Origin of the sequence: Massilia sp. Leaf139 (assembly GCF_001424165.1) — a bacterium.
Taxonomy (GTDB): domain Bacteria; phylum Pseudomonadota; class Gammaproteobacteria; order Burkholderiales; family Burkholderiaceae_D; genus Telluria.
The window spans coordinates 140,443-163,505 of record NZ_LMOJ01000026.1 but is presented as its reverse complement, the minus strand read 5'-3'; the positions used below and the strand labels follow the sequence as shown (position 1 = coordinate 163,505).

The 23,063-nt window shown below is 66.7% G+C and carries 19 protein-coding genes; 13 read left to right on the top strand and 6 right to left on the bottom strand.

Features of this window, described 5'->3' with window-relative positions; all coding sequences use genetic code 11:
* Nucleotides 1–82 precede the first annotated feature (82 nt).
* A complete protein-coding gene (locus ASF77_RS21770) occupies nt 83–469 on the bottom strand; it encodes a DUF350 domain-containing protein (protein ID WP_229445541.1) in 387 nt (128 codons plus the stop codon).
* Nucleotides 470–534: 65 nt separating this feature from the next.
* On the opposite strand from ASF77_RS21770, the gene ASF77_RS21765 reads away from it, so the two are divergent.
* Both ASF77_RS21765 and ASF77_RS21760 read left to right on the top strand, forming a co-directional pair.
* Nucleotides 535–2,046 (top strand): polyamine aminopropyltransferase, encoded by a 1,512-nt coding sequence (locus ASF77_RS21765; RefSeq protein ID WP_056344687.1) that lies wholly within the window; start codon nt 535–537, stop codon nt 2,044–2,046.
* The gene (locus ASF77_RS21760) at nt 2,046–3,659 is read left to right on the top strand and encodes an NAD(P)/FAD-dependent oxidoreductase (RefSeq protein WP_056344684.1); all 1,614 of its coding nucleotides are present in this window, start codon (nt 2,046–2,048) and stop codon (nt 3,657–3,659) included. The genes ASF77_RS21765 and ASF77_RS21760 overlap by 1 nt, the downstream gene beginning before the upstream one ends.
* Here ASF77_RS21760 and ASF77_RS21755 read toward each other — a convergent pair.
* Both ASF77_RS21755 and ASF77_RS21750 read right to left on the bottom strand, forming a co-directional pair.
* On the bottom strand, nt 3,656–5,434 hold the full coding sequence (locus ASF77_RS21755; RefSeq protein ID WP_056344681.1) for a cation:proton antiporter: 1,779 nt from the start codon (nt 5,432–5,434) through the stop codon (nt 3,656–3,658). The two genes, ASF77_RS21760 and ASF77_RS21755, sit on opposite strands and share 4 nt — an antisense overlap.
* A 39-nt stretch (nt 5,435–5,473) precedes the next feature.
* Entirely contained in the window at nt 5,474–6,418 is a 945-nt protein-coding gene (locus tag ASF77_RS21750) for an AraC family transcriptional regulator (RefSeq protein WP_056344678.1), read from the bottom strand.
* 88 nt (nt 6,419–6,506) lie between these two features.
* On the opposite strand from ASF77_RS21750, the gene ASF77_RS21745 reads away from it, so the two are divergent.
* The gene (locus ASF77_RS21745; protein ID WP_056344675.1) at nt 6,507–7,928 is read left to right on the top strand and encodes a cytochrome P450; all 1,422 of its coding nucleotides are present in this window, start codon (nt 6,507–6,509) and stop codon (nt 7,926–7,928) included.
* A complete protein-coding gene (locus ASF77_RS21740; RefSeq protein WP_056344671.1) occupies nt 7,925–8,536 on the top strand; it encodes a hypothetical protein in 612 nt (203 codons plus the stop codon). Before ASF77_RS21745 ends, ASF77_RS21740 begins: the two co-directional genes overlap by 4 nt.
* A gap of 46 nt (nt 8,537–8,582) precedes the next feature.
* Here ASF77_RS21740 and ASF77_RS21735 read toward each other — a convergent pair whose 3' ends face one another.
* A complete protein-coding gene (locus ASF77_RS21735) occupies nt 8,583–10,901 on the bottom strand; it encodes a family 1 glycosylhydrolase (protein ID WP_373961972.1) in 2,319 nt (772 codons plus the stop codon).
* Nucleotides 10,902–11,282: 381 nt separating this feature from the next.
* On the opposite strand from ASF77_RS21735, the gene trpS reads away from it, so the two are divergent.
* On the top strand, nt 11,283–12,302 hold the full coding sequence (gene trpS, locus ASF77_RS21730; RefSeq protein ID WP_056344665.1) for a tryptophan--tRNA ligase: 1,020 nt from the start codon (nt 11,283–11,285) through the stop codon (nt 12,300–12,302).
* A gap of 173 nt (nt 12,303–12,475) precedes the next feature.
* Nucleotides 12,476–13,525 (top strand): zinc ribbon domain-containing protein, encoded by a 1,050-nt coding sequence (locus ASF77_RS21725; protein WP_056344663.1) that lies wholly within the window; start codon nt 12,476–12,478, stop codon nt 13,523–13,525.
* A 45-nt stretch (nt 13,526–13,570) separates the two neighbouring features.
* On the opposite strand, the gene ASF77_RS21720 is transcribed toward ASF77_RS21725, so the two are convergent.
* The gene (locus ASF77_RS21720; protein WP_056344660.1) at nt 13,571–14,011 is read right to left on the bottom strand and encodes a DUF3597 domain-containing protein; all 441 of its coding nucleotides are present in this window, start codon (nt 14,009–14,011) and stop codon (nt 13,571–13,573) included.
* Between the two features lie 38 nt (nt 14,012–14,049).
* Nucleotides 14,050–14,628, bottom strand: a complete 579-nt coding sequence (locus ASF77_RS21715; RefSeq protein ID WP_229445540.1) for a hypothetical protein — start codon at nt 14,626–14,628, stop codon at nt 14,050–14,052.
* 146 nt (nt 14,629–14,774) lie between these two features.
* Here ASF77_RS21715 and ASF77_RS21710 point away from each other — a divergent pair, with 146 nt between their 5' ends.
* From ASF77_RS21710 to ASF77_RS21680, 7 genes are all read left to right on the top strand, one after another.
* Nucleotides 14,775–15,116: a DUF1294 domain-containing protein gene (locus ASF77_RS21710; protein ID WP_056344657.1), complete on the top strand. Its 342-nt coding sequence runs from the start codon at nt 14,775–14,777 to the stop codon at nt 15,114–15,116.
* Between the two features lies 1 nt (nt 15,117).
* Complete coding sequence (gene ugpQ, locus ASF77_RS21705) at nt 15,118–15,894, top strand: glycerophosphodiester phosphodiesterase (RefSeq protein WP_056344655.1); 777 nt, start codon at nt 15,118–15,120, stop codon at nt 15,892–15,894.
* Nucleotides 15,895–16,120: 226 nt separating this feature from the next.
* Entirely contained in the window at nt 16,121–18,730 is a 2,610-nt protein-coding gene (alaS, locus tag ASF77_RS21700) for an alanine--tRNA ligase (protein WP_056344651.1), read from the top strand.
* Between the two features lie 260 nt (nt 18,731–18,990).
* Nucleotides 18,991–19,248 (top strand): sulfurtransferase TusA family protein, encoded by a 258-nt coding sequence (locus tag ASF77_RS21695; protein ID WP_056344648.1) that lies wholly within the window; start codon nt 18,991–18,993, stop codon nt 19,246–19,248.
* Nucleotides 19,249–19,446: 198 nt separating this feature from the next.
* Nucleotides 19,447–20,196, top strand: coding sequence for an electron transfer flavoprotein subunit beta/FixA family protein (locus tag ASF77_RS21690; protein ID WP_056344645.1), 750 nt, complete (start codon nt 19,447–19,449; stop codon nt 20,194–20,196).
* 17 nt (nt 20,197–20,213) lie between these two features.
* Nucleotides 20,214–21,146 carry an electron transfer flavoprotein subunit alpha/FixB family protein gene (locus tag ASF77_RS21685; protein WP_056344640.1) on the top strand — a complete coding sequence of 311 codons (933 nt, stop codon included), beginning with the start codon at nt 20,214–20,216 and terminating at the stop codon, nt 21,144–21,146.
* A gap of 118 nt (nt 21,147–21,264) precedes the next feature.
* Nucleotides 21,265–23,055 carry an acyl-CoA dehydrogenase gene (locus ASF77_RS21680; RefSeq protein ID WP_056344637.1) on the top strand — a complete coding sequence of 597 codons (1,791 nt, stop codon included), beginning with the start codon at nt 21,265–21,267 and terminating at the stop codon, nt 23,053–23,055.
* Nucleotides 23,056–23,063: the final 8 nt, after the last annotated feature.

The window sequence follows — 23,063 nt, the reverse complement described above, 5'->3', positions numbered from 1 at the left end:
CCGTCTGGCAAAGCCCCCAGGGCAAGGCGATTAGTACGGCAAGACAATGCAACGCCGCCATGGGGGCTTTGGCAGGCGGTCGCTAGGAAATGCTGCCGGCGTTGATGAGGCCGATGGACAAGGAAATGGCGCCGAGCAGGCCGCCGAAGGCGCAGTTGTTGGCTTCGATCTGGTCTTTCGACATGCGCAGCAGGCGCGTGGCGACGACGAAGACCATCAGCTGGACGATCATGCCGACCGCGCCCCAGCCGATGAACTGATAGTAGCTGCCGGTGTAGGTGAGGGCCGCGGCCACGGTCACCGAGAAGCCGAGCAGGGTGCCGCCCAGCGACAGGGCCGCGGCGCCGTTCCCCTCTCGGATCAGGTGCACCTCGTCATACGGCGTGACCCGCGTGTACACGACAAAAAATGCCATGACCATGGCGATGGCTGTCGCGAGGTGCAGCAGATAGGCTAGGATGGCGGGCACTCAGATTCTCCCAAGAAAATTATCTTTTTGATGACGCACCGCGATCTTAGAACAAAAGCCGTTTCATGACCAAAAGAATTCTTATACTGTCGGTATTCGTCGTCGCATCCTGTGGCCTGGCCTACGAACTGATCGCCGGCGCCCTCTCGAGCTACCTGCTGGGCGACTCGGTCTTGCAGTTTTCGACCATCATCGGCTGCTACTTGTTCGCCATGGGCGTCGGCGCCCACTTCTCGAAATATGTACGCGACGAGGACGTGCTGGGGCGCTTCATCGACATCGAACTGGCCGTCGGTCTGATCGGCGGCGTCTCGGCCGCGCTGCTGTTCATGGCCTTCACCTGGATGGCCGGGCCCTTCCGCACGCTGCTCTACACGCTGGTCTTCCTGATCGGGATGATGGTCGGGATGGAAGTGCCGCTGGTGATGCGCGCCCTGAACGAGCGCAATACCGAATTCGCCGAGCTGGTGAGCCGGGTGCTGACCTTCGACTACCTCGGCGCGCTGGCCGTCTCGCTGCTGTTTCCGCTGGTACTGGCGCCGCATCTGGGCCTGGTGCGCACGGCCTTCCTGTTCGGGATGCTCAATGTCGGCGTGGCGCTGTGGACGCTGTACGCCTTTCGCGCGGAACTGGCGAACCTGGGCGGACGGGTGCTGCGCGCCTGCGCCGTGCTGTTCGCACTGGCGCTGGGCTTCATGCTCTCCGACCGCATGGTGGGCTGGGGCGAGCGCAGCCTGTTCGGCGACGAGATCGTCTATTCGAGCACGACGCCTTACCAGCGCCTCGTGATCACGCGCTGGAAGGACGACCTGCGCCTCTACATCAACGGCAACCTGCAGTTCTCCTCGCGCGACGAATACCGCTACCACGAGGCGCTGGTGCATCCGGCGCTGCAGCAGCTGCCGTGGGCGCGGCGCGTGCTGGTGCTGGGTGGCGGCGACGGCCTGGCGCTGCGCGAAGTGCTGCGCTACAAGCACATCGAAGAGGTGACCCTGGTCGACCTCGACCCGGCCATGACCCACACTTTCGCCACCCGTCCGGAACTGGTGAAGCTCAACGCGCATGCCTTCGCCGACCCGCGCGTGAAGGTCGTGAACGCCGACGCCGGCGTCTGGCTGAAGACGATCGACACCCTGTACGACGCGGTCATCGTCGACTTCCCCGACCCGTCCAGCTTCGCGCTCGGCAAACTGTATTCGGTGCCCTTCTACGGCATCCTGAAAAAACACGTGGCTGCGAACGGCCTGATCGTGGTGCAGTCGACCTCTCCCTATTTCGCGCCGAACGCCTACTGGACGATTGACGCCACCCTGCGCGAAGTGGGAATGCGCACCTGGCCTTACCACCTGTACGTGCCCTCGTTCGGCGAATGGGGCTTCATCATGGCCTCGCCGCAGGCGCAGTACGCGCCGCCGGAACGTTATGCGCTGCCGCTGCGCTACCTGAACGCGGACACGACGCGCGCCATGTTCAGCTTCCCGCCGGACATGCAGCGCCGCCCGATGGCGCCGAACCGCCTGAACACGCAGTCGCTGGTGCACGAGTTCGAGCAGGACTGGAACGGGGTGATCCGCTGATGGATCGCCGTTCCTTCCTGGTGTCGGCCGGCGGCGCCGGCCTGGCCGCGCTGGGCGGCGCCGCCGGCTTCGCGCGCTGGCAGGAGATCGCACCGCACCTGCACTACCCGGGCCGCGCAGAGGGGCACTTCCTGCGCGACCGGGGCGCGCTGCCGGCAGCATCGACGGTGCTCGAGACCGACGTCCTCATCCTCGGCTCGGGCGTGGCCGGCGTCAGCGCGGCCTGGAAGCTGGGGAAGGAGGGCGCGCGCGCCCTGATGATCGACGGCCCGGAAGCCTTCGGCAACGCGGCCGGTGCGCGCTATGGCGATCTGGAATGCCCGACGGGCGCCCACTACCTGCCGCTGCCCTCGATGGAGGCCACGCACCTGCGCGCAATGCTGCACGACGCCGGCGTCATCACCCACGGCCACCTGGACGCGCGGCCGACCTATGACGAACGCTTTCTCGTGCACGCGCCGGAAGAGCGCCTGCTGGCCGGCGGGCGCTGGCAGGACAGCATGATCCCGGGCGCTGCCCCGGCCGACCTGGCCGAACAGCGCCGCTTCTTCGCCGCGATGGAAGGGCTGCGCGCGCAGCGCGGGGCCGACGGGCGGCGCATGTTCGTGTTCCCGTCGGCGCTGTCCTCGCTTGATCCCATGTACGCGGCGCTCGACCGCATCAGCTTCAAGGACTGGCTCGATCGGGAAGCTTACCGCTCGCCCGGCCTGCACTGGTATCTGAACTACTGCTGCCGCGACGACTACGGCGCGCGCTACGAGCGCATCTCCGCCTGGGCCGGCCTGCATTATTTTGCCGGCCGCAGCGGCCACGCGGCCAATGCCGAGGATGCCGCCGTGCTGACCTGGCCCGGCGGCCTGGCGCCCCTGGTCGCGAGCATCGCCGCGCGTTCGGGCATCGAACGGCGTCCTGGCACGGCAGTATCGGTGCGGCAGAGCGGGGAAGGCGTCGAGGCGCTGTGCTTCCGGCTCGAGAACGGCGTGCCGCGCACCTTCCTGGTCAGGGCGAGGAAGGCGATCTGCGCGATGCCGCTGTTCGTCGCCGCGCGCGTGGTCGAGGGCATCGCGCGCTTCGGCTTCGATCCGAAGCGGGATCTGCCGGCTTACGCGCCCTGGTTGGTGGCGAACTTCGTCATGAAGACCGCGCCGCGCGAAGAACATGAAACCCACGGCGACCTGCCGCTGGCCTGGGACAACGTGGTGCAGTCCGAGCCGGGCCTGGGCTATGTGGTCTCGACCCACCAGGACATCCGCGTGCAGCCGGCCGAGCGCAGCGTGTTCACGGCCTATGTCGCGCTGTCCGACCGCAATCCGGCCGAGGCGCGCGCGTGGATGCAGAAGGCGCGGCCAGAGGAGCTGCTGGCGCTGGCCGGCGCCGATCTGCAGACGGTCTATGGCTGGCGCCTGGCGCCCTGCGTCGAGCGCGTCGACATCACCCTGCGTGCGCATGCGATGGCGATCCCGGCGCCGGGCTTTCGTGCGAATGCGGGCCTGGCCGCGCTGCGCGAACTGGACGGCCCGATCCTGTTCGCGCATGCCGACCTGTCCGGCTTCTCGGTGTTCGAGGAAGCGTCCTGGTGGGGCTGGCGCACGGCGGAAAAGGCGCTCGCCTAAGCGCTCTCGGTGCGGTGGCCCGGCTCGCGCAGGCCGGCGTCGTTGAGCTGTTCGGCGAACAGGTCGCGCTCGCGGTCGACGATGTCGTCCACGGTGCGTTCGTCCAGGCCCATCGATTCGAGGACAAAGGCGGACAGCTGCAGGCTCGCCTCCAGGGTCTCGGGCACCACCACCGTGGCGCCGGCGCGCTTGAGCGAACGCGCGTGGCGCTCGTCGCGCGAGCGCACGAACAGCGGCACGTCGGCAAAGTCGCGGCGGATGCCGCGCACGGCCTGCAGCGATGAGGCGGGATTGTCCATCGTGAGCACGATGGCCGGCGCCTGCTCCGCATTCACCAGGCGCAGCAGCTCGGGGCGCGCGGCATTGCCGAAAAAGACCGGGATGCCCTGCGCATGCAGCTTCGACACCAGGGTGGCGTCGTTCTCGAAGGCGATGAAGGGAATACCCTGGGCGGTGAGCAGCTTGGCCAGCTGCTGGCCGACGCGGCCGAAGCCGGCAATGATGATCTGGCCGCTGCGTGCAGCCAGCGCGCTCTCGTCGTGCTGGGCCGCGCGCTCGCGCACGCGGCGGTCGCCGCCGTCGCCGATCGCCCGTCCAAGCCGCGCCAGCAGCGGCGTGATGAACATCGACAGGCCGACGGCCAGCATCACCTGCGCGCCCAGGCCAGGGTCGAGCAGCTTCGTCGTGACGGCGTAACCGAGCACGATGAAGGCGAACTCGCCGCCCTGGGACAGCAGCAGGCCGCCCTCGGCCGCGCGGCCCCAGGGCAGGCGCCCGGCGCGCAGCAGCAGCGTCACCACGCTTGCCTTGATCAGCACCAGCGCGCACACGGCCGCCGCCAGCGCGAGCGGCGCGGCGGCGATCAGGCGCGTGTCCATGCCCATCCCGACCGTCATGAAGAACAGGCCCATGAGCAGGCCCTTGAAGGGCTCGACCATCAGCTCGACCTCGTGCCGGAACTCGGTCTCGGCCAGCAGCAGGCCGGCGATCAGCGCGCCCAGCGCCATCGACAGGCCGGCCGCCGCCGACAGGCCCGCAATGCCGAAGGTGCTGAGCAGGATCAGCGCCATGAACACGTCCGGCTGGCGGTGGCGCGCGAAGGCCTTGAACAAAGGATGGATCACGCGCCGGCCGGCGACGTAGATGAGGGCGATGGCGCCGCCCGCCTTCGCCAGGGCGAGGAAGACCAGGGTCGTGGCATCGTCGCCGCCGCCGCGCGCCAGCACGCCGATCACCACCAGGATCGGTACCACCGCCAGATCCTGCAGCATCAGGATCGCGAAGGCCGCCTGGCCGAGGCGGCTGCCGGTGCTGTTTTGCTCGCTCATCAGCTGCATCACGACCGCGGTCGACGACAGCGAAAGCACCAGGCCGAGGATGGCGGCGGTGGCGAAGGGCTGCCCCAGCAGCACGAGGGCGCCGCCGATCAGGGCGGCGCTGGCCGCCACCTGGAGCGTGCCGGCGCCGAACACCCAGGCGCGCATCGCCCACAGGCGCGCGGCCGACAGCTCCAGCCCGATCATGAACATCAGGAACAGCACGCCGATCTCCGCCAGCATCGCCACGCCCTGGCCGCTCGGGAAGGTGAACCAGGCCAGCCAGGGAATCTCGCCGGCGAACAGGCCCAGGCCGAAGGGGCCGACCACCACGCCCGCCGCCAGGAAGCCGAGCACCTGGTTGATGCGCAGGCGCTGCAGGGTGGGGATGAGGATGCCGGCGAGGATCAGGAAAAGGATGATTTCCCGGAAAAACGGGAAAGCGTGTTGCTCTTGCACGGGTAGAAGCCTTTGCAGTGGTGATGGAACGGTGGCGGCTCAGACCCAGAGCCGGTACATCCAGAACGATTCGTCGGCGGCGAAGCGGTCGGCGAATTCGGTCGGCGAAAAGCCGGTGATGCGTTTCACGGTGCGGATCATGTGGGCCTGGTCGGTAAAACCTTCGTCCTGCGCCAGCGCCGCCCAGTCGAAGGGCAGGCCGGCGTCGAAGCGCTCGCGCGCGGCGAAGAACAGGCCCTCGGTGCGCACCAGGCTGTTCCACTCGCGCAGCGAGCGGCCGCTGAAGGACTTGATGCGGCGCTCGACGTGGCGCGGGCTGTGCACGCGCGCCCATTGGCTGGCCTGGAAGGCCAGGCGCTCGACCCAGTGGCGCCCGAGCTGGCGCAGCGATGCGCCGTCCGAATCGCGCCCTTGCAAAGCCTGCCAGCGCCGCGTGAGGTGGGCTTCCAGCAGCGGCAGCAGCTCGGCGTCGGCGGTAGCAGACAGCGCTTCCCACAAGGCTGCGAAATGTGGCGCAAGCGCCGGGCTGATCGCGCTTTCAACAGGAACGAAGCGATCCTGGATCGCGGCCAGGTCGAGCCCGAACAGCGCCTGGGCCGCGTCGGCATTGAAGCAGGCGATGTAACCGCAGCCGGTGGTGGGCGCCCAGCTGACCGCAGGATGCGACCAGGTGCCGGAGACCATCACCCGCGCGCCGAAGGGCTGCCAGCGCGGACCGTCCGAGCCGCGCGCGACCAGGCCGACGTCGGCGTCGCGGAACCAGGACAGCGTCACCAGCGGCGAGGCGGGGAAGTGTGAGAGGCGCTGGGCATCGTCAAGGGACAGGTGGCGCGTGTCGCGCCCGACCAGGGCGACGAGCGCGCCGTGCAGCGCGGGCGGGGCCAGGCGCAGCCATTCATGGGTAGCGCCGCGTGCGCGCGGGGCGCAGGGCGCGCGCGCGAGCGGCGCCGGGCAGGGGAGCGAAGTGGGAAGTCCGGAGTCCATGAACGCCGAGTATAGCAAGGAAGTACTGTCAAATTGTCATGTCGTTTGCGTACAAGACCGGCGCGGCGAAGCGGCGGACACTGGACATATGAAACCTACCTCGACCTCCGCCTGCCCCTTCCACGCCGCGGCCTCCGATGCCGCGGCGCGGCCTTCCCACCCGCCCGGCAGCTGGCCGCCGGGGCCGCCGCCCGGCCTGACGGGCTGGAGCCTGCTGCTGCGCATGTCGCGCGACCTGCCCGGCGCGCTGCAGGCATGGCGCGAGGAGTATGGCGACATCGTCCACCTGCGCATCTGGCCGGAACACCAGGTGATCGTCACCGATCCCGGCCTGGTGCGCGAACTGCTGGTCGGGCAGCACGAGGCGCTGGATCGCTGGGAGCGCGGCATCGCCGTGATGTCGCAGCTGCACGGGCACAGCGTGCTGACGGCCGAGGGCGGCGCCTGGCGCGCCAAGCGCCAGGCCCTGCAGCCGGCCTTTGCGCCCAAGGCCGTGCACTCCTTCGTGCCCGTGATCGGCGCCGCGGCCGGCAAGGCGTTCGAGAGTTGGCAGGACGGCGGCGCGCCCTGGCCGATCGAGAGCGCGTTCACTTCGCTCGGCATGGACGTCATCCTGCGCATGCTGTTTGCCAGCGAAATCGACGCCGACGCGCGCCAGGCCGAACGCGCCGTGCACGCCGTCTCCGTCGCCGGCAATGCGGAGATGTACTGGCCCGCGAGCTGGCCCGATGCGATGCCGTGGAAGCGCGGCAAGCGCCGCGCGATGGCCGTGCTGCGCAGCCTGATCGAACGCCATCTGGCGGCGCGCCTGGCGCTGGCGCGTCCCGAGTGGCCGGCGGATCTGCTGACCCGGCTGCTGACGCTCCACCTCGACCATCCCGCCGACTGGCCCTTGCAGGCGGTGCGCGACGAATGCATGACGGCGTTCCTGGCCGGCCACGAGACGGCGGCCGCGACACTCACCTGGTGGGCCTGGTGCATGGCCGCCGATCCGCAGGCGCAGGCAGCGGCGCGCGCGGAGGTCGACGCCGTCTTGCAGGGCAGGGCGCCGGGCGCGCAGGATCTGCCCGCGCTCGGCTGTCTGGCGCGCACGCTGCAGGAAACCCTGCGCCTGTATCCGGCCGCGCCGGTGCTGCTGACGCGCCGCGCGCGCCAGCCGGTCGTGCTGGGCGGCTGGCGGTTCCCGGCCCGCACCATGTTCACGGTGCCGCTCGGCCTGATGCAGCGCGACGCGCGCTGGTTCCCCGATCCGCAGGCCTTCCGTCCGGAGCGCTTCGCCGACGGCGCACCGGCCATCGAGCGCGGCGCCTTCATGCCCTTCGGCGCCGGGCCGCGCGTGTGCATGGGCCAGCACCTGGCGCTGGCCGAGATGACGACGGTCGCGGCGATGTTCCTGCAGCGCTTCGTGGTGGCCGTGCCGCCCGGGATGGCGCCGCCGGAACCGGAGATGAACATCACGCTGCGCCCGCGCACGCCTCTGCATTTGCAGCTGACCCGGAGGCCTGCATGAGGACCGTGCGTACGCTGCACCGGCGCTGCGCCATCGTCGTGACGCTGTTCGTGCTGCTGCATGTAGTGAACCATGCGGCGGCCATCGGCGGCATCGGGGCGCACCTGCGCTTCATGGAGGCGGCGCGCGCCGTCTACCGCCAGCCGCTGCTGGAAGCGCTCCTGCTGCTGTGCGTGATGGGGCAGGCGGGCAGCGGCCTGTGGCTGCTGCACGCCGGGTGGCGGGGACGGCCCGGCTGGCTCGCCTGGCTGCAGGCCCTGTCCGGCGCCTACCTGGCGCTGTTCCTGCTGATTCACGTGACGGCCGTGCTGGCCGGGCGCGCCGTGCTGGATCTGGACACCAACGTCCACTTCGCGGCCGCCGGGCTGCAGGTCTGGCCGTATCAGCTGTTTTTCGTACCCTATTATTTTCTGGCGCTGGCGGCGGTGTTCGCGCACCTGGGCTGCGCGCTGGCGCGGCGGGCGGCGCCGCCGGGGCGGGCACTGATCGTGGCCCTGCCGTTGGGGATGGGTGTGTTGCTTGCCAGCCTGGTGCTGGCGGCGCTGATGGGAGGATTGGCGCCCTACGAGGTGCCGCAGGCCTACAAGGAGACCTACGCGGCGCGATGAGGCGTGCACACGGTGCCGCCTCATCGCGCCGCGTCGGGTCGCACGGTCAGCCCTGGCCCGCCACCGCTTCGGCCGGCGTCTCCTCTTGCTGGCGATGGCCGCTGGCGGCCGGCACGCGGGTCTCGGCCGTCTTGACCAGTTCGTCGTACTCCGGATCGGCGACATTGCGCAGCTCGAGGTAGCGATCCAGCGCATTCTCCAGCGTCGGCAACAGCACGCCGCGTTCGCTGGTCAGCACGCTGTAGCTTGGCCGTGCCGCCGGCATGCCGAGCGTGGTCGCGGACTGCGCTACCAAGGTGGACGCATCGATGCCGGCCTTCTGCGCCGCCATCCGGGCCAGCTCGAACCAGGTGACCGACCCTGCATTGTTCAGGTGCCAGACCCCGGCTTCGCGGTCGATGGCGAGATCGAGGCAGGTATGCACCAGATCCGGCACATAGGTCGGCGAGACCGTCATATCGTCGGCGGCAACGAACTCCTCGCCGCGTTCGAGCGCGTTCAGCGCCAGCGTCACGAAATTGTGCTTGTCCCAGGGGCCGAAGAAGGCGCTGGTGCGCACGACCAGGGCGCCCGGATGCGCCGCCAGCACGGCCGCTTCGGATTCGGCCTTGCTGCGGCCATAGACGTTGAGCGGCGTGAGCGGATCGCTCTCGACATACGGACGCTCTTTGCGGCCGTCGAACACCAGGTCGCTCGAGAAGGTGGTGAGATGGACGCCATGACGGGCGCAGGCTTCGGCCAGGGTGGCGGCGCCGCCGGCGTTGTCGCGCATGCAGCGCTCGATGTCGCTTTCGGCGTCGTCCACGCGCACATAGCCGCTGGTGTTGATCACGGCCCAGGGATTGTAGTGGGAGAGTGCCCGTTCGACCGAGGCCGGGTCGGCGATGTCCATGTCGTGGCGCGACAGCAGTTTATAGGCCAGGTGGCGCTTCTGGCAGAGGCGGGCAAACGCCCGGCCCAGGGTGCCGGTGGCGCCCGTGATCAGGATCGGCGCCGGGTTGCGGCCGATCAGGCGCTGGCCGTCGGAGGCGATCGACGTGAGCGCGGCCGGGGTGGCGACCGGCGTGCACAGGAAGCGTCCCGGACGGCGCCACCAGCCCGGGCCGTGCAGCACCGGGTGCGACAGCGGCTGCCCGCCGGAGAGTTCGCGCATCATCGCGGCCAGCGCGGTCGGGCGCGGCATGGGCGAGCGCACGTCGAAGGGGCCCGGCTCGTAATAGCCATTGTTGCGGGTGACGAGGCTGTTCCAGTCGAAGGAGCCCAGCAGCGACCAGACCGTGACGGCGCGCAGGTCGACGCCGTTGGCGCGCGCGGCCTGCGCCGCCTGCCAGATCTCGAGCAGCCAGCGCAGCTGGTCTTCGCGGTTGGCGTCGATGTGGGCTTCGGTGATCGCGATCGGCAGGCGGTAGCGCTCCCAGGTTTCGGTGAGCAGGGGCCCGATGCCGGCCGTCGGCGTGGCCAGCGCGCGCGAAGCTTCGATGTCGGCGCAGGGAATGCCGTCGGCCACGCCGCGGTGGTGCTGCGGATAGCGCTCCGGACGGTGATCCAGCCAGCGCTCGCTGGTGACGTAATAGTTCACCCCGATGACGTCCGGCGGGCAGGTGTTGTCGCGGAACCAGAGCAGCTCGGCTTCGTCGACGCCGGTGCCGGTGAGGTAGTTCCACAGCTTGTGTTCGGGGCCGACGGTGCCGCACAGCAGATCCCATGCCAGCCAGCGGCGCTCGTTGTAGAACTCGGCGACTTCCGCCAGCTCGGGCGTGCTGTAGGTCTTGCCGAGATCGTCCGTCTGTACCAGCTTGGCGTTCGGGTTGACGGCGCGGATGGCGCGCATGCACAGCACCACGGCCTTGCACTGAACCAGCAGGGCCTGGATGAAGCTTTTGTCGTCGCGCGCATGCGGGTACCAGACGCCGTACAGGCCCGCGAAGCGCGCGGTGGTGCAGGGTTCGTTGACGGGGGTGTAGTACTCGAGCCAAGGGTAGCGGTTTGCGACCGCGCCGGCATATTCGGCCAGGCGTTCAGGGAATGCGGGGTCGAGCAGGCTGGTGTCGCGCGGGCCGCTGCCGTGGTGGATCAGGCCGGCGATGGGGGTGACGCCAGCGTCGCGCAGGGCGGGCAGGCGTTCGTCCGGCCAGCTCCAGTCGGCCTTGTCGATGCCCTCGGGCGCGGTGCGCTCCCACAGGATCGGGTAGCGGATGGCGCGGATGCCGGTGGCTGCGAAGCGCCCGATGTCGCAGTTGCGCAGGGCGTGGCCGTTGCGATCCAACTGGCTGAAGTACTCGTCCTGCACTCTGTTGACCGTGCATTCGAGACCGCCCCAGAGTTCGAGTGGGCGGGGTTGGCTGTTCGGGCTCGTATTATTCATCATTTCACCACTTGTTAAAATTTTAACAACAAAATACTTTTAGACGGTCGCCGAAAAGAGAAAGTTCGGAAAAATCGACCGTTTGGATTTCTACTGCGCAAGGCAAGCCGCATGCACATTGCATGCGAGACTGCATGGCGTTGTCCTTCACTGATGGGCTTTCCGCTCTCCCCCTCGTTGCGGTAGCGGTTGACATTGCGTCGTCAACCTGCAAACATGCCATCCATGAAATCTATCAATCCACATTTCTCGTTTTGCAACTGGTGGCGCCGCTGACGACGCGCGGCCCAGACGAGAAGATGTGACTCACATGAACGCCGCCTCGATTCAGGTGGCGTTTTATTTTGGCGCGGCGGATCGGGGCACTGACTAGGAAATGCCATGAGCACCCCAAGCACCACCCCCGCACCCGTCATCCTCACCGGCGACCGTCCGACCGGCCCCTTGCACCTGGGCCACTTCGTGGGCAGCCTGCGCAACCGCGTTGCCTATCAAAACGACTACCGCCAGTTCATCATGCTGGCCGACGCCCAGGCGCTCACCGACAATATGGATGACACCGGCAAGGTACACCGGAACGTTGTCGAAGTGGCGCTCGATTATCTCGCGGTCGGGATCGATCCGGCACGCTCGACGATCTTCATCCAGTCGCAGGTGCCGGAACTGGCCGAGTTGACATTCTATTATCTTAATCTCGTCACTGTCGCCCGTTTGGAGCGCAACCCGACCGTCAAGACGGAAATCGCGCTGCGTAATTTCGAGCGCGACATCCCTGCCGGCTTCCTGACCTACCCGGTCAGCCAGGCTTCCGACATCAGCGCTTTCAAGGCGACCCTGGTGCCGGTGGGCGAAGACCAGATCCCGATGATCGAGCAGTGCAACGAGATCGTGCGCCGCTTCAACCGCCTGGTGAACAAGGACATCCTGGTCGAGTGCAAGGCCCTGGTGCCGGAAATCGGCCGCCTGCCCGGCATCGACGGCAAGGCCAAGATGAGCAAGTCGCTCGGCAACACGATCAACCTGGGCGACAGCGAAGACCAGATCCGCGCCGCCGTGAAGCAGGTCTATACCGATCCGCTGCACCTGAAGGTGTCCGACCCGGGCCACGTCGAAGGCAATGTCGCCTTCCTCTACCTGGATGCCTTCGATACCGACAAGGTCGCGCTGGAAGAAATGAAGGCGCACTACACGCGCGGCGGCCTGGGCGACAGCATCGTCAAGAAGCGCCTCGACAGCGTGCTGCAGGAAATGCTGGCCCCGATCCGTGCCCGCCGCGAAGAGTTCGCGCAGGACAAGGGGCAAGTGCTGCAGATGCTGAAGGAAGGCACGCTGAAGGCGCGCGAAGTGGCCGCCGGCACGGTCGATGAAGTGCGCCGCGCACTGGGCCTGTCTTACTTCTAAGCTGATTTTTTCTGTTGCGGGGTGGCGCGCGCCATCCCGCATCCCGCCGTGCGCCCCCGCCGGTATCGCTCTACGCTCCTCTCCATCCCACGCTTGGCTTCCGACCTTGAGGCATGACAAGCTGCGTCCCGTCGTATCATTTGAACATCGGCTTTTAAGTGACTGGAGGAATCATGAGCAAGGGCTTGCGCTTGACCGAGAAGTGGTTGCAACGGGCATTGTGGCTGGTGGCGTTCGCGTTCGCGGCCTTCCTGATCGGCCTGGGCGGGAAGATCGTCGACAACCTGTGGGACGTGGAAGCCGAACTGACGCTCAATCAGTTCATGGATCCGGCCGAGGCGGAAAACGTGCGCGCCCAGCTGAAAGAGGCCGAGGAGCGGCGCGACACGGCGCGGCTGAACCTCGAGCAGGCCAATCAACAGCACAACGTGGCGCAGTCGAACACCAACGCCGCCCGCGCCAGCTTCGACAACTGGCGCGCCACCCGCCAGGCGACGGCGCGACCGGATCAGGATCAGGAACTCATCCAGCGTACCGCGGCGCTCGACGTCCTGGTGGCGAGCGAGCGCCAGGCGCTTGCCGCCGTCGAAAAACAGCGCCAGGCCATGCTCGACGCCAGCCAGCAGGCCGAACGGGCCGAGGCGCGCTGGGATGCGCTCGAGCGCCCGGCCGCGGCCCGCTACGGCGAGGCCATCCGCAACAAGGAGCTGCGCGTCTTCGGCTACCGCCTGGCGCTGACCCTGCCGCTGCTGCTGATCGCCGGCTGGCTGTTCAAGCACAAGCGCAAGAGCGTCTACTGGCCCTTCGCCTGGGGTTTCATCTTCTTCGCCCTGTTCGCCTTCTTCTTCGAGCTCGTGCCCTACCTGCCGAGCTACGGCGGCTATGTGCGTTACATCGTGGGAATCATCCTCACCGTGGTGGCGGGACGCTATGCGATCGATGCGCTGCAGCGCTACCTGGCGCGCCAGAAGGAGAGCGAAGCGCTGCCCGACGCCCAGCGGCGCCAGACGATGCGCTACGACACGGCCCTGGCCCGGCTGGGCAAAGGCGTCTGCCCAGGCTGCGAGCGGCCGGTCGATCTGAAGGACGGCGCTACCGACTTTTGCCCGCATTGCGGCATCGGGCTGTTCAACCGCTGCGGCGGCTGCTCGGCGCGCAAGAATGCGTTCGGACGCTTTTGTTTCGCGTGCGGAACCCCGGCCAATACCAGCCTGGCCGATTGAGAATGGAGCCGGCGCGTGCCGGCTCCAGACCATCATGCGGGACGTTTAGTCCTTCAGATCCGCAGGAACCTTGCCGCCATTTTGCGCCAGCTTGTTCATCACCTGGCGGTGCAGCCAGATGTTCATCGAGGCCGAATCGCTGGTGTCGCCGGTGTAGTTCAGTTCGGCAGCGAGTTCCTTGCGCGACTGCAGGCTGCTGTCGAGGTCGAGCAGTTTCAGCAGGTCGACGATCGAGGTGCGCCAGTTCAGGTTCTGGCCCGAGGCTTGCAGCTTCTGGTTCAGGATGGCTTCGACGTCGACCTGTTCCATTGCCGCCGGGGCAGGAGCCGCGGCCGGTGCGGCGGGCGCGGCGGTAGGCGCGGCCGGAGCCGTTGGACGTTGCGCCTGGGCTTGTGCCTGTGCCTGAGCCTGGGCTTGCGCCTGTGCTTTCTTGGCCGAATCCGAGTTCGGGAAGATCTTGTTGAAGATATTGCTCAGAATGCCCATGTGATGCTCCTTTGTTGTTGGTGGGTGTGACAGCGAAATTAACGGCGTTGCATGTTCGACGCCATGTGGGCCAGGGCAATCGCGAGCGCCGCGCCGCCGAGGCCCTTGACGACGTTCGGGTGCTCGGCATAGAAGTCGCCCATACGCTCGACTACGCCAGGGTTCTCTTGTTCCGCCTTTTGGGCGATCTCTTGCACCTGCTCAGGCGAGAGTTGTGATGCCTGTTCCGGCGTGATCTGCGGCTGGCCGTCGTTGTTCCCGTTGAGGAGCCCGCCGAGCATGCCGCCCAACCCGCCCAGACCACCCATGCCGCCGCCCATACCGCCCGCTCCGCCGCGGCCGGCCAGCATGCCGATCAGCGAAGGGCCGGCGGCGGCGATCAGCTGGTTCAGCATGCTCGCCTGCTGGTTCGGATTGCTCTGGCCGAACATCTGTCCCAGCATTTGCGGGAAGGGTGGGGTCTGGTCGGAGCGGAAGGCCTGGGTCACGCCCTGGGCCACCGCTTCGCGCGGCGCGGCCTGGGTGACGCGTTCGAAGTCTTCCGTGGCGCGGGTGTTGTCGGCGCCGGAAGCGCCGCCCATGTATTGCTGCAGTAGATTTCCTAGATCGAAAGCCATGACGTCCTCCTGCTTGAAACGCAAAGTGAACGACGAGGGTAGGCCGCACGATTGCGCGCTTCGGTACGGTATCGAACCGAGTGGAAATAAAACAGCCGCATCGGTGCCTGCTAGCAAAAGCGCGCCCGCCGCGCTAAGCTGACGAGATGCCTTATTTACCGCTCTTCCTGTTTGCCGCCGTGTATGGGGGCGCCATGCTGGCCTGGGACTTGCCCTGGCTGATCGCCATTGCTTACCTCGTCACCAGCGTCTCCTGCTTCGTCGCCTATGCCGTCGACAAGTCCGCCGCCCGCCATGGCGCTTGGCGCACGCCCGAGCGCACCTTGCTGCTGCTGGGGCTGGTCGGCGGCTGGCCGGGCGGGGTGCTGGCCCAGCAGTGGCTGCGCCACAAGACGGCGAAAGCCTCCTTCCAGCGGCTGTTCTGGGGCACGGCCGCGGCCAACGTCATCGGCTTCCTCTGGCTGTCCGCGCGCATTTTCGCCCGCTAGCATGACGACGCTTCCTTCCGCCTGGCGCTATCCGCGCGTGCTGGCCCACCGCGGCGGCGGGGTGCTGGCGCCCGAAAACACGCTGGCTGGGTTGAAGGAAGGCCTGCGGCGCGGCTACCGCGCCATCGAATACGACATCATGCTGGCGCGCGACGGCGTGCCGGTGGTAATGCACGATCCTTATCTCGGCCGCACGGTGGCCGGCTCCGGGAATGTCTACGACTACGACGCGGCCGAGCTGGCGCTGCTCGACGCCGGCGGCTGGTTCGCGCGCGCCTACGAGGGCGAGCCGGTGCCGTTGTTCGTCGAGTTCGCCGGCTTCTGCAAGGCGCACGCCGTCTGGATGAACATGGAGATCAAGCCTGCGCCCGAGTACGACATCGAGACCGGCGGCACCGTGGCGCGCATCGCCGCGGCCCTGTTCGCGGACGAGATCGCGGCCGGCGACATGGCGGCGGTGCCGCTGCTCTCGTCCTTCAGCATGCTGGCCCTGGAATCGGCGCGCGAGGTGGCGCCCCAGGTGCCGCGCGCCTGCCTGATGAGCGAACTGCCGCCGGACTGGGAACGGCGCGCACAGTCGGTCGAGGCGGTGGCGATCCACACCAACCACAAGCACCTGACGCCGGCGCTGGCGCAGGAGGTGAGGGCGGCGGGGTATGGGCTGTTCTGCTATACGGTCAACGATCCGGCGCGGGCGCGCGAACTGCTGTCCTGGGGCGTGGAGGCGTTTTGTACCGACCGCATCGATTTGATTGGGCCGGATTTCATCGGGCGGTAGGGAGCGCATCGGCAGGTAACGCGGGCATGCCCGCCCTACGAAACCCCGCAGCGCGCGAACTGTAGGGCGGGCATGCCCGCGTCGATCATGCGCCCCGATATCGTCTCCGGCAACGGCGCCGCCAGCCCCCGAAAACCTCGTCCGGGGAGCGTGTAAATAAAGTCACCACTGACTGCTATAATCGTTGCTTTATTTATCGCACTGCGCTCCTTCCGCCCCCACCAACATGAAATCTTCCGAAATTCGCGAAAAGTTCCTCAAGTTCTTTGAGTCCAAGGGCCATACGATCGTACGGTCCAGCCCCCTCGTGCCGGGCAACGATCCGACCATGTTGTTGACCAACAGCGGAATGGTGCAGTTCAAGGACGTCTTCCTCGGCCTCGACTCGCGCCCCTACTCGCGCGCGACCTCGGTGCAGCGCTGCGTGCGCGCCGGCGGCAAGCACAACGACCTGGAAAACGTCGGCTACACCGCGCGCCACCACACCTTCTTCGAGATGCTGGGTAACTTCAGCTTCGGCGATTACTTCAAGCGCGACGCCATCCAGTACTGCTGGGAGCTGCTGACCAAGGTCTACATGCTGCCGCCCGAGAAGCTGACCGTCACCGTCTACTTCGAGGACGATGAAGCCTATAACATCTGGGCGGACGAGATCGGCGTGCCGCGCGAGCGCATCATCCGCATCGGCGACAACAAGGGCGCGCGCTACGCCTCGGACAACTTCTGGCAGATGGCCGACACCGGCCCTTGCGGCCCGTGCACCGAAGTGTTCTACGACCACGGCGCCGACATCTGGGGCGGCCCGCCGGGCTCGCCGGAAGAAGACGGCGACCGCTTCATCGAGATCTGGAACCTGGTGTTCATGCAGTTCAACCGCGACGAGTCGGGCGTCCTGACCCCGTTGCCGAAGCCGTCGATCGACACCGGCATGGGCATGGAACGCCTGGCCGCCGTGCTCCAGCACGTGCACAGCAACTACGAGATCGACCTGTTCCAGGCGCTGATCAAGGCCGCCGCGCGCGAAACCGGCGCCACGGACATCGAGAACAATTCGCTCAAGGTGATCGCCGACCACATCCGCGCGGCTTCCTTCATGATCGTCGACGGCATCATCCCGAGCAGCGAAGGCCACGGCTACGTCCTGCGCCGCATCATCCGCCGCGCCCTGCGCCACGGCCACAAGCTGGGCCAGACCCGTCCGTTCTTCTTCAAGCTGGTCGAAGACTTGAACGGCGAAATGGGCACCGCCTATCCGGAGCTGACGGAGGCGAAAGAGCGCGTCGCCCAGGTACTGAAGGCCGAGGAAGAGCGTTTCGGCGAGACGCTGGAAAACGGCATGAAGATCCTGGAAGCCCAGCTGGCCAAGGATGCCAAGAACCTCGACGGCGCCACCGCCTTCACCCTGTACGACACCTACGGCTTCCCGCTGGATCTGACCGCCGACATCTGCCGCGAACGCGGCGTGACGCTCGACGAAGCCGGCTTCACGGCCGCCATGGAACAGCAGAAGAAGACCGCGCGCGCCGCCGGCAAGTTCAAGATGGCCGCGAAAGTCGAGTACGCGGGCGAGAAGACCAAGTTCGTCGGCTACGAGTCCCTGGTGCATAACACCCACGTGCTGGCGCTGTACTCGGAAGGCGTCTCGGTGCAGGAACTGAAAGCGGGCCAGGAAGGCATCGTCGTCCTTGATACGACCCCGTTCTACGCCGAATCGGGCGGCCAGGTCGGCGACCACGGTTTGATCCGTGCCACCGGTGGTGAGTTCGAAGTCGAAGACACCCTGAAAATCCAGGCCGAAGTCTTCGGCCACCACGGCGTGCTGCGTTCGGGTTCGCTGAAGGTCGGCGACACCGTCGACGCGCAGGTCGACCAGGCCAAGCGCGCGCGCACCATCCGCAACCACTCGGCGACCCACCTGATGCACAAGGCGCTGAAGGAAGTCCTGGGCAGCCACGTGCAGCAGAAAGGCTCGCTGGTCGATCCCGATAAAACCCGTTTCGACTTCAGCCACAACGCGCCGGTGACCCAGGAGCAGATCGCCCAGGTCGAGACGATCGTCAACCGCGAGATCCTGGAAAATCACGCCACCCAGGCGCAGCACATGTCGTTTGACGACGCCGTCAAGCATGGCGCCATGGCGCTGTTCGGCGAGAAGTACGGCGACGAAGTGCGCGTGCTCGACATCGGCTCGTCGAAAGAGCTGTGCGGCGGCGTGCACGTGACCCGCACCGGCGACATCGGCCTCTTCAAGATCGTGTCGGAAGGCGGCGTCGCCGCCGGCATCCGCCGCATCGAGGCGGTGACGGGCGAGGGCGCGCTGGCCTGGGTGCAGCAAACCAATGCCCGCCTGCTGGCCGCGGCCGCGGCCCTGAAAACCGGCCCGGACGAACTGCCTTCGCGCATCGGCCAGGTGCAGGAACAGGTCAAGCTGCTGGAAAAGGAAGTGGCCGCGCTGAAGTCGAAGCTGGCCGCGGGCCAGGGCGACGAACTGCTCAACCAGGCGGTCGACGTCAACGGCATCAAGGTGCTGGCTGCAACCATGGAAGGCGCGGATGTCGCCGGCCTGCGCGAAACCATGGACAAGCTCAAGGACAAGCTGGGCACGGCTGCCATCGTGCTGGCCAGCGTCCTGGACGGCAAGGTCAGCCTGATCGCGGGCGTGACCAAGGATGCGACCGGTAAGGTCAAAGCCGGAGAACTCGTCAACTTCGTCGCCCAGCAGGTGGGCGGCAAGGGCGGCGGCCGTCCGGACATGGCGCAAGCCGGCGGTACCGATCCGTCGGGCCTGCCGGGCGCGCTGGCCGGCGTCGCGGGCTGGGTTGGCGAACGCGCCTGAGCCCCGTTGACGTGGTATCGAAAGCCGCCTGAGGGCGGCTTTTTTTCGTCCTCTTATCCAAGGCGCATTACGACTGTGCACTGCAATCTGGCGTCCATGCACCGGGGATGACCATTTTGCAAGTCCTTTGTGATGTCGCTAGGCACTTGGTTGCAAAATTGAAACAAGGTGTGACTATTTTGGTGCGGCGCGTCATAATCCGGGAATTGGAGTAGTATGCAACCAGTATCACCCCGGATCACCACCTGAGCAGGCATGCGATGAGCGACACCATTCTCGATACCGATACGATTCAATTCCAGAAGGATCTGGACGCGCGCGGCCTTAACTGTCCGCTGCCGATCCTGAAAGCCAAGAAGGCGCTGGCCGAACTGGCCTCCGGCGAGGTGCTGCGCATCACGGCCACCGACACCGGCTCCGTGCGCGACTTCCAGGCTTTTGCCAAGCAGACCGGCAACGCGCTGCTGCACCACTCGCACAACAATGGCGAGTTCGTTTTCCTGATGCGCCGCAAGTAAAACGCTCAGGTAACACAGCCTTTGGCGGGGCAGGTCATGTCCCGCCCATTCCCTTTGCATGACGAACGCGATTTTTGGAAGCATCCCTCTAGCCAAAAATCGCACGATCGTGCTTTAATTCAGCCTTGATTCTGTTTATCTCTTATAATCTAGGCCCTCAGCCAAAGTCTACCTCTTCAATTTTTCAAAGGCACACCTATGAAAGTCCTGGTACCCGTCAAACGCGTGGTCGACTATAACGTCAAGGTCCGCGTCAAGTCCGACGGCAGCGGCGTAGATATCGCCAACGTCAAGATGTCGATGAACCCGTTCGACGAAATCGCGCTCGAAGAAGCGACCCGTTTGAAGGAAGCCGGCAAGGTTACCGAAGTGGTGGCCGTCTCCGTCGGCGTGCCGCAGTGCCAGGAAACCCTGCGCACCGGCATGGCCATCGGCGCCGACCGCGGCATCCTGGTCGAAACGACTGGTGACACCGAGCCGCTGGCCGTGGCCAAGATCATGAAGGCGCTGGCCGACAAGGAACAGCCGCAGCTGATCATCCTGGGCAAGCAGGCGATCGACGACGATTCGAACCAGACCGGCCAGATGCTGGCGGCCCTGCTGGGCTGGCCGCAAGCCACCTTCGCTTCGAAAGTCGTGCTGGAAGACGGAAAGGTCACCGTGACCCGCGAAGTCGACGGCGGCCTGGAAACCGTGGCCTTGAGCCTCCCGGCGATCGTCACCACCGACCTGCGCCTGAACGAGCCGCGCTACGTCACGCTGCCGAACATCATGAAGGCCAAGAAGAAGCCGCTGGAAACGATCAAGCCTGAAGACCTGGGCGTCGACGTCGCTCCGCGCCTGAAGACCCTGAAGGTCGTCGAGCCGGCCAAGCGCTCGGCAGGCATCAAGGTGCCGGACGTCGCCACGCTGGTGCAGAAGCTGCGCACCGAAGCCAAAGTCATCTAAAGAATATAGGACACATCATGGTCGCACTCGTTATTGCTGAACACGACAATGGCTCCCTGAAGGGCGCAACCCACCACACCGTGACCGCGGCCGCCCAGTGCGGTGGCGACGTCCACGTGCTGGTCGCCGGCTCGAATTGCGGCGCCGCCGCCGAAGCCGCCGCGCAGATCGCCGGCGTCTCGAAAGTGCTGGTCGCCGACGCGCCGTACTTCGCCGACGGCCTGGCCGAAAACGTGGCCGAGCAGATCCTGGCCGTTGCCGGTTCCTACTCGCACATCCTGGCGCCAGCCACCGCCTACGGCAAGAACATCCTGCCGCGCGTGGCCGCCAAGCTGGACGTGGCCCAGATCTCGGAAATCACCAAGGTCGACTCCCCGGACACCTTCGAGCGTCCGATCTACGCCGGTAACGCGATCGCCACCGTGCAGTCGACCGATTCGGTCAAGGTCATCACCGTGCGCGGCACCGGCTTCGACGCGGCCGCCGCCACCGGCGGTTCGGCTGCCGTCGAGCAGATTGCCGCCGCTGCGGACTTCGGCAAGTCGTCCTTCGTGGGCCGCGAGCTGGCCAAGTCGGATCGTCCTGAACTGACCGCCGCCAAGATCATCGTTTCCGGTGGCCGCGGCATGGGCTCGGGCGACAACTTCAAGCTGCTCGAACCGCTGGCCGACAAGCTCGGCGCCGCCATGGGCGCGTCGCGCGCCGCGGTCGACGCCGGCTACGTGCCGAACGACTGGCAGGTCGGCCAGACCGGCAAGATCGTCGCGCCATCGCTGTACATCGCCGTCGGCATCTCGGGCGCGATCCAGCACCTCGCTGGCATGAAGGACTCGAAGACCATCGTCGCCATCAACAAGGATCCGGAAGCGCCGATCTTCTCGGTGGCGGATTACGGCCTGGTAGGCGATCTGTTCGAAGTGATTCCGCAGCTGGTGCAGGAACTCGGTTGATTTAGGTAGGGTGGGCGGGTTTCCCGCCCACCCTACAAAAGCACCACACAGGCCACGCTGGTTCGGCACATGCCGACTGCCGTGGCCTGTTTTACGTCCAAAATTCTGAGGAGATATCGTGAGCTACCAAGCCCCGATCAAAGACATGCTGTTCGTCCTGAACGAACTGGCCGGTTTGCAGCAGGTGAGCCAGCTGCCAGGCTGCGAAGACGCCACCACCGATACCGTGGAAGCGGTGCTGGAAGAGAACGCGAAGTTCTGCGGCGAAGTCGTCGCGCCCCTGAATCATCCGAGCGACAAGGAGCCGAGCTTCTGGCACGACGGCCAGGTCACGACCGCCGCCGGCTTCAAGGTCGCCTTCCAGGCCTTCGGCGAATCCGGCTGGCAGGGTATCCAGCATCCGCAGGAGTTCGGCGGCCAGGGCCTGCCGAAACTCGTCGGTACCCCATGCACCGAGATGCTCAACGCCGCCTCGATCTCGTTCGCGCTGGTCGCGCTGCTGACCGACGGCGCCATCGAGGCGCTGCTGACGGCAGGCTCCGACGAGCAGAAGGCCCTGTACCTCGAGCCGCTCATCACCGGCAAGTGGACGGGCACCATGAACCTCACCGAGCCGCAGGCCGGCTCGGATCTGGCCGCCGTGCGCACCCGCGCCGTGCCGGAGGGCGACGGCACCTACAAGATTTTCGGCACCAAGATCTACATCACCTACGGTGAGCACGACATGGCCGAAAACATCATCCACCTGGTGCTGGCCCGTACGCCGGACGCGCCGCCGGGCGTGAAGGGGATCTCGCTGTTCATCGTGCCGAAATTCCTGATCAACGAGGACGGCACGCCCGGCGCGCGCAACGACGCCCACTGCGTCTCGATCGAGCACAAGCTCGGCATCAAGGCCAGCCCGACCGCGGTGCTGCAGTTCGGCGACCACGGCGGCGCCATCGGCACCCTGGTGGGCGAAGAAAACCGCGGCCTGGAATACATGTTCATCATGATGAACGCGGCCCGCTTCGGCGTCGGCATGCAGGGCATCGGCCTGGCCGAACGCGCCTACCAGCAGGCGGTCGCTTTCGCCAAGGAGCGCATCCAGTCGCGCGACCTGGCGGGTTCCGCCGGCCCGGTGGCCATCATCAACCACCCGGACGTGCGCCGCATGCTGATGTCGATGCGCGCCCAGACGGAAGCCGCGCGCGCGCTGGCCTATGTCGGCGCCGGCATCTCGGACGTGGCCCATTACCATGCCGACGAAGCCACCCGCAAAGCCAACCTGGCCGTCTACGAATACCTGGTGCCCGTCATCAAGGGCTGGTCGACCGAAATGAGCGAGAACGTCGCCCGCGACGGCGTGCAGGTGCATGGCGGCATGGGCTTCATCGAGGAGACCGGCGCGGCCCAGCACTACCGCGATGCCAAGATCCTGACGATCTACGAAGGCACGACCGCGATCCAGGCGAACGACCTGGTCGGCCGCAAGACGGTGCGCGACGGCGGCGCGGTGGCGAAGTCGATCATCGCCCAGGTACGCGAAACGCAAGCCGCGCTGGCGGAAGTGCAGGGCGCCGATTTCGCGGCCATCCGCAAGCAGCTGGAACTCGGTTCGGCCGCGCTGGAAGAAGTCGTCGACTTCGTCGTCGCCAACGTCAAGTCGGACATCAAGGGCGTGTTCGCCGGTTCCGTGCTCTACCTGAAGCTGGCCGGCATCGTGCTGGGCGGCTGGCAGATGGCGCGCGCGGCCCTGGTCGCACAGCGCAAACTGGATGCCGGTGAAGGCGACGCGGCCTTCCTGCGCGCCAAGATCGCCACCGCGCGCTTCTTCGCCGACCACATCCTGTCGGGTGCGGGCGGCCTGCGTGCGGCGATCGTCGAAGGCAGTGCCGGCGTGCTGGCGCTGGACGTCGAGCAGTTCTGAGCGACTCG

Coding starts and splice junctions, on each gene's coding strand:
- ASF77_RS21765 (WP_056344687.1), top strand. CDS start 535: ATGACCAAAAGAATTCTTATACTGTCGGTATTCGTCGTCGCATCCTGT.
- ASF77_RS21760 (WP_056344684.1), top strand. CDS start 2,046: ATGGATCGCCGTTCCTTCCTGGTGTCGGCCGGCGGCGCCGGCCTGGCC.
- ASF77_RS21750 (WP_056344678.1), bottom strand. CDS start 6,418: ATGGACTCCGGACTTCCCACTTCGCTCCCCTGCCCGGCGCCGCTCGCG.
- ASF77_RS21745 (WP_056344675.1), top strand. CDS start 6,507: ATGAAACCTACCTCGACCTCCGCCTGCCCCTTCCACGCCGCGGCCTCC.
- ASF77_RS21740 (WP_056344671.1), top strand. CDS start 7,925: ATGAGGACCGTGCGTACGCTGCACCGGCGCTGCGCCATCGTCGTGACG.
- ASF77_RS21735 (WP_373961972.1), bottom strand. CDS start 10,901: ATGAATAATACGAGCCCGAACAGCCAACCCCGCCCACTCGAACTCTGG.
- trpS (WP_056344665.1), top strand. CDS start 11,283: ATGAGCACCCCAAGCACCACCCCCGCACCCGTCATCCTCACCGGCGAC.
- ASF77_RS21725 (WP_056344663.1), top strand. CDS start 12,476: ATGAGCAAGGGCTTGCGCTTGACCGAGAAGTGGTTGCAACGGGCATTG.
- ASF77_RS21720 (WP_056344660.1), bottom strand. CDS start 14,011: ATGGGCATTCTGAGCAATATCTTCAACAAGATCTTCCCGAACTCGGAT.
- ASF77_RS21715 (WP_229445540.1), bottom strand. CDS start 14,628: ATGGCTTTCGATCTAGGAAATCTACTGCAGCAATACATGGGCGGCGCT.
- ASF77_RS21710 (WP_056344657.1), top strand. CDS start 14,775: ATGCCTTATTTACCGCTCTTCCTGTTTGCCGCCGTGTATGGGGGCGCC.
- ugpQ (WP_056344655.1), top strand. CDS start 15,118: ATGACGACGCTTCCTTCCGCCTGGCGCTATCCGCGCGTGCTGGCCCAC.
- alaS (WP_056344651.1), top strand. CDS start 16,121: ATGAAATCTTCCGAAATTCGCGAAAAGTTCCTCAAGTTCTTTGAGTCC.
- ASF77_RS21695 (WP_056344648.1), top strand. CDS start 18,991: ATGAGCGACACCATTCTCGATACCGATACGATTCAATTCCAGAAGGAT.
- ASF77_RS21690 (WP_056344645.1), top strand. CDS start 19,447: ATGAAAGTCCTGGTACCCGTCAAACGCGTGGTCGACTATAACGTCAAG.
- ASF77_RS21685 (WP_056344640.1), top strand. CDS start 20,214: ATGGTCGCACTCGTTATTGCTGAACACGACAATGGCTCCCTGAAGGGC.